The organism is Planktothrix sp. FACHB-1355 (assembly GCF_014748295.1).
Classification (GTDB): domain Bacteria; phylum Cyanobacteriota; class Cyanobacteriia; order Cyanobacteriales; family Aerosakkonemataceae; genus Aerosakkonema; species Aerosakkonema funiforme_A.
Window position 1 is genome coordinate 1 of the sequence record NZ_JACJUP010000330.1, and the last position, 5,962, is coordinate 5,962.

General features: G+C 48.3%; 3 protein-coding genes. All 3 read left to right on the forward strand.

What is annotated here, in order from left to right; all coding sequences use genetic code 11:
* The first annotated feature begins 458 nt into the window (after nt 1-458).
* The 3 genes from H6S82_RS15080 (at nt 459) to H6S82_RS15090 (ending at nt 5,471) form a co-directional block, all read left to right on the forward strand.
* Entirely contained in the window at nt 459-1,325 is an 867-nt protein-coding gene (locus tag H6S82_RS15080; protein WP_190469300.1) for a Tab2/Atab2 family RNA-binding protein, read from the forward strand.
* A 61-nt stretch (nt 1,326-1,386) separates the two neighbouring features.
* Nucleotides 1,387-2,697 (forward strand): TldD/PmbA family protein, encoded by a 1,311-nt coding sequence (locus H6S82_RS15085; RefSeq protein ID WP_190469297.1) that lies wholly within the window; start codon nt 1,387-1,389, stop codon nt 2,695-2,697.
* Nucleotides 2,698-2,819: 122 nt separating this feature from the next.
* A complete protein-coding gene (locus tag H6S82_RS15090) occupies nt 2,820-5,471 on the forward strand; it encodes a chloride channel protein (protein WP_190469295.1) in 2,652 nt (883 codons plus the stop codon).
* Nucleotides 5,472-5,962 lie beyond the last annotated feature (491 nt).

Below are 5,962 nucleotides of genomic sequence, written 5' to 3' on the forward strand. Positions count from 1 at the left end.
GGGGGGAGCGGGAGAGTGGGGGAGAAAAGAACAACAAGTAACTTGCGATCGATAATCTTACGGCGGGAAGGGAGTAAACGAACCGAGAAGATCGAAGAAAACGAAGAAGGAAGAAAGAAGAAAGAAGAAAGAAGATAAAGGGAGTAATTAACCCGGATTTGGTATAACAATTTGTAGGCTGGTTTAGGTGCGGACGATTATTTCACAACACACAAAAATAGTTGATTTCCCGATAAGTAATACCGTTAGCGCGTACCCGTGCTTAACCCACCCTATAAATTGGGCGAGTGAGCCTCACAATACATATTTCGTTCTTTTTGTAAATTAATTTCTACTGGAATGGTGCTATAGATAAAGGGGAAATTTAGGAATTGTCTTACATCTATAGCAATTGAAATACAAATATTTATCCCGAATTAATCGTATGATTGAAAATGGCGAAATTCTAACTGTTTGACATGGGTACTATTTGGGAAATTGACTTTTATTCGCGTCCGATATTCGACGAGAACAAGAAAAAATTGTGGGAAGTGCTGATCTGCGAGAGTCCTTTGGATGTGAAAGACTCGTCTGAATCTGCGTTCCGGTTTGCGAAATTCTGTCCGAACGATCGGGTAAACTCGGTGTGGTTGCGGACGGCATTGGAGGAAGCGATCGCTCAATCCGGACAAACTCCCCAAAAAATCCGCTTCTTCCGCATCGCCATGAATAATATGATTACCAAAGCGTGCGAAGATTTGGGTATTGCAGCTTACCCCAGCCGCCGGACATTTAACATCAACCAGTGGCTTAACGAGCGGATGCAGGAAGTATATCCCCATTATCCCGGCTTTACACCAGTTGGCCCCAATCCTTCCGTACAAGTCCAAATTCAACCTCCCCAACCTTTACCCGATGCTTTAATCGGACAGCGGTGGGCGTTTGTGACTTTGGAAGCGTCAGCATTTGCGGAAATGAACGAATGGGAAATTGGCTTTAAGGAAGCTTTTCCTTTGCAGGCGCGGGGCGTAACTGCGGATACACCCATCCCTGGTATAATCTTCTTTTCGTCTAGAGCGATGCCTTTGTCTGCCTGGATATCGGGTTTGGAACTGGCGTGCATTAAATTTGACCCAGGTAAGCAAGCGAGATTGCTATTAGAAACAGGTGCGATCGATCGCTGGATTCTCGCTAATATCAAAGATGCCGCTACGGTTGCCGAAGCCAAAAAATTTGAGGAAGCCAAGCAGAAAGCACAAAACGTGCATTTTTTAGCAGTTCAGTCCGATCCTCAAGCAGAATCTTTTGCCGGTTTTTGGTTATTACAAGATCTCGATCTAGCGTAATTTTAGATTTAGGATTCTGGATTCAATCTAAAATTTAAAATCTAAAATCTAAAATCGTGTTATGGGTTCTGACAACTTGCAACCAAAGGCACTAGCAGAACAACTGCTGGAACTAGCAGCAAAATCGGGTGCAGAAGCAGCTGAAGTATATCAGTCGCGATCGCTATCGAAACCAGTCTTTTTTGAAGCAAATCGACTCAAACAACTCGAAAGCGCCCAAGCAGAGGGAACGGCACTGCGATTGTGGAAAGAAGGGCGTCCGGGATTGGCAGTTGCTTACGGGCCAGTGGAACCGAAAGCTTTGATAGAAAGAGCGATCGCCCTTTCCGATCTTAACGAACCCGAACCGATAGAACTGGTGGCGGACTCGATCGCAAGCTATCCGGATGAAGGAAAAGCAGTATCGGTAGATCGGTTAGTTGCTTGGGGAAAAGAAGCAATCGCCCTCATTCGAGATGCCTACCCAGAAGTGCTGGTCAGCGCCGAGTGGGAATGCGAAGTAGAAACCACCCGCTTGGTCAACTCCCACGGACTCGATCGCCAGCACTCGGATACTACCCTGAGTTGCTATCTAGGGGCAGAATGGGTGCGAGGCGATGATTTTTTGAGCGTATCAGACGGTCAAACCCAGCGCGATCGCCTCGATCCAGCTGCCTTGGCACAACAAATTTTACTGCGTCTGGATTGGGCGCAAGAGAACGTTGCGCCGCCGACTGGGAGAGTGCCGGTGTTATTCACCGCCAAAGCAGCCGATATGTTGTGGGGCACCGTGCAAGCAGCTTTAAACGGTAAAATGGTGGTCGAAGGAGCTTCGCCGTGGAGCGATCGCTTGAGCTGCAAAGTAATTGCCGATATCCTCACCCTCTCCCAACAACCAGATCGAGGGCCATTTAGTTGCCCCTTCGACGATGAAGGTACACCCACTCGTACTCTGACCTTTATTAGAAACGGTACTTTACAGCTTTTTTATGCCGACATCACCACCGGTCGGCGCTTAGGTAGCGGTACTACCGGGAATGCCATTCGTCCCGGACTGGGAAGCTACCCCACCCCCGGTTTGTTTAACTTGTCGATCGAACCCGGATCGGGGTCGATGTTGGATTTAATCGCCCAAATCGATGATGGATTGGTCGTAGATCAAATACTGGGAGGTGGGCCTGGAATTTCTGGCGACTTTTCCGTGAATGTGGATTTAGGTTATCGAGTACAGCAAGGAAAAATCGTCGGTCGAGTCAAAGATACAATGGTGGCCGGTAATGTCTACACTGCCCTCAAACAAATTCTCACACTGGGAGGCGATGCCGAGTGGAACGGGAATTGTTACACGCCGTCCCTAATTGTGGAAGGTTTATCGGTAACCGGAAGAATCTAATTTTAGATTTTAGATTTTAGATTTTAGATTGAAACGGCAAATGCCTTGAAAACCAGAAATTGTTGAATCCCAAAATCAACTTAATCATCCAAAATCCAAAATCCAAAATCCTTGCATCAACTATGTGGCATCCTACCATCCCAAAGCGCCTCCGCCAGATATTGCGCCCCAGACGTCGCCTTGCGATCGCAGAAGCTTGCCTGATCGGTTTAGTTGCCGCTTTGGCATCGGTGTTGCTTAAAGTTGGCGTAGGATGGTTGGGCACTTTGCGGGTGCAAATCTCTGCCAATTATCCGCCGTACTTGATACTTCCCGCGATCGGACTTTGTTTCGGTACAATTGCTGGATTGCTGGTAGAACGCCTCGCACCGGAAACTGCCGGGTCTGGGATTCCTCATGTCAAAGCGGCACTCGCGGGAGTACCGATGGATCTTTCTTGGCGGGTGGCAGCAGTTAAGTTACTCAGCAGTACGATCGCCATAGGTTCTGGGCTAACGGTGGGGCGGCAGGGGCCAACCGTACAGATCGGGGCAGCTTTAGCCGGACAACTCAGTCGCTGGGTTCCCACTTCCCCGGATCACCGCAAACAGATGATTGCCGCAGGTGCCGGTGCGGGTTTAGCGGCGGCTTTCAACGCACCGATCGCGGGTGTATTGTTTGTGGCGGAAGAACTTTTGCACGATGTTTCTGGCTTCACCCTGGGTACTGCCATCTTAGCTTCGTTTATCGGTGCGGTAGTTTCCCGAATATTGGGCGGTAGCAGTCTCAATCTCAATTCTTTCCAAAGTTCGGGGCCAGACCTCCATTCTACCGCCGTTCAAGTTAGTTTTTCGATGCCGGAAATTCCCTGCTATCTGATTTTGGGAGTTTTAGCGGGATTGCTGGCAGCAATATTTTGTCAGGGTATTTTTGTTAGTCTCAATTTCTACAAACGCACTCTGCGTATAAGTTTATCTTGGCGAATCGGATTGGCGGGATTAATTTCCGGTTTGGCGATCGCACTTTTGCCAGATGGCTTTCGGGATAACACGGGACTGCGAGAATTCCTCCTCAACGGTAACGCGACATGGCAGGTGGCGGCGATCGCTTTTACTGCTCAGTATATTTTGACTTTAATTGCCTTTGGGTCTGGCGCACCGGGAGGGCTGTTCGCGCCCTCTTTAATTTTGGGGTCTTCTTTGGGTTATCTGGTGGGATTGTTCGCCAGCCATTTTTGGGGATTGGGTACGCCGATTACTTATGCTTTGGCAGGAATGGGGGCATTTTTCAGTGCGGTTTCCAAAGTGCCGATTACGGCAATTGTAATTGTGTTTGAAATGACAACCAATTTCGACTTGGTTTTACCGTTGATGATTGCTTCTGTTACTTCTTATCTAGTTGCAGAAGCGATCGCACCCAGATCGCTGTACGATCGTCTGCTGGAGTGGAATGGCATAAATTTGGCCACAGAAACCCCCAAGGGCGGAATTCTCACTGAGTTGAAAGCCCGCAACGTGATGCAGCAACGGGTGGAAACTCTCAGCAGTCAAATGACGCTGGATGAAGCCGTACAAGCTTTTTCCCGCTCTCATCATCGCGGCTTTCCGGTGGTGGATGATGGCAAGTTGGTCGGTATCGTCACCCAAACTGATTTGGTGAAAATTGACCAACTTCAGTTACCTGGGGATGCGCTGCTGTCGAAAATTATGACGCCGCAACCTGTGACGGTTGGGCCCAAGGCTTCTTTGGCAGATGTGCTTTATCTGCTCAATCGCTATCAATTGAGTCGGTTGCCGGTAATTGAGGGTCGCAAGCTGATCGGCATTATCACTCGCGCTGATATTATTCGCGCTGAGGTAGACCAGATTGAAGGGAAAGGTGTAGGTTCTGGGCCAGAAGTATCTTATGTAGCTTATCAAACGCGATCGCCTGCTGTGGGGAAGGGGCGTTTGTTGGTGCCTTTATCTAATCCCCAAACTGCACCAAGTCTGTTGCGATTGGCAGCTGCGATCGCTCGCGATCGAGATTATGAGTTAGAGTGCTTGCAAGTGACGATCGCGCCGCGCCACATTTCCCCGTCGGAAGCACCTGTGCGAACTGCCAAAAGTCGTCGTTTGCTGCGTCAGGCGGAAAATTTGGGACGCCAGTTGGGGTTGCCGGTTCACACTCAGGTGCGAGTTGCCCACGATGTCGCTCAAGCGATATTGGAAACTATTAAAAATGAGCATATAGATTTGATTGTCATGGGGTGGAATGCAGCTCCGCCTACCGCCGGTCGCATCTTTGGCAGCGTTGTGGATACGATCGTTCGGCAAGCTGCTTGCGATGTGGTGCTGGTGAAGTTGGGCGAGTCGTCTTTTGTCACCGGTCAGCTGTCATCGGTAACACCAACAAATGACAAGTTCCGCAAGTGGTTGCTGCCAATGGCGGGTGGCCCAAACGCCCAAGCAGCTGTGGAACTGTTACCTTCCCTATGTACGGTATCGGATAAGTGTGAAATCAGGCTGACGCAAATTTTTTTGCCGTCTAAGACTCAACGCAATACCAGGAAACTGGAACAAGCCGCTCAGTTTCTCCATCGCAAGGTTGGCTGTATTTGCGTTGCTGCACCTGTTTGTGCCAATTCTGTGCCAGAAGCGGTGATCGATTTGGCCGAAAAGGAGAAATGCGATGCGATCGTGTTGGGCGCGAGTCGGGAGGGGATGTTGCAGCAGGCGATTAAAGGGAACATTCCGGAGGCGATCGCTCGCGGTTCCGATTGTACTGTCATTTTAGTCCGGGGTGCGATCGCCTAACGTTATTCAAAATCAACTTTCTTTGACAATTTATTCTCTAAATTAGTTACTTTTTGTACAGTTGTGTGATGATAAAACATAAACATAAAAAGGCTCTCCTCTACTTAGGCCGCAAAATCCGGTTTTAGGAGCATAGGGGATGGACAACGGAGCAATAAGAAATCCCTCATACGCCAAGTATTTGAGCCAATTTATGAGTTTTATTTATCCCTTTAACTATGAGGAGAACAGCTAATTATATAATTGAGGCTGGTTATGGCTAGCAAATAGTAGGTAGTAGGGTAAAAGAGAATTATCCCTCGACCCTCTACCCTCTGTGCCCCAACTTTAACAGGTCGTAAAGTTTCTTACTTAAGTTCCTTATAAGTAAGTCATAATTAATACCTTGTTTCGCTCATACATCTAACTTTTTTACCCTTTTGCCCCTCTGCTCCAGGCTGTCTCTCTATCTGCTATCTTTGAACGCAACTTGGTATAAGGTCGGCTTAGAA

Excerpts from the sequence above, each read along its gene's own strand:
- H6S82_RS15080 (WP_190469300.1), top strand. The coding sequence starts at position 459 with ATGGGTACTATTTGGGAAATTGACTTTTATTCGCGTCCGATATTCGAC.
- H6S82_RS15085 (WP_190469297.1), top strand. The coding sequence starts at position 1,387 with ATGGGTTCTGACAACTTGCAACCAAAGGCACTAGCAGAACAACTGCTG.
- H6S82_RS15090 (WP_190469295.1), top strand. The coding sequence starts at position 2,820 with ATGTGGCATCCTACCATCCCAAAGCGCCTCCGCCAGATATTGCGCCCC.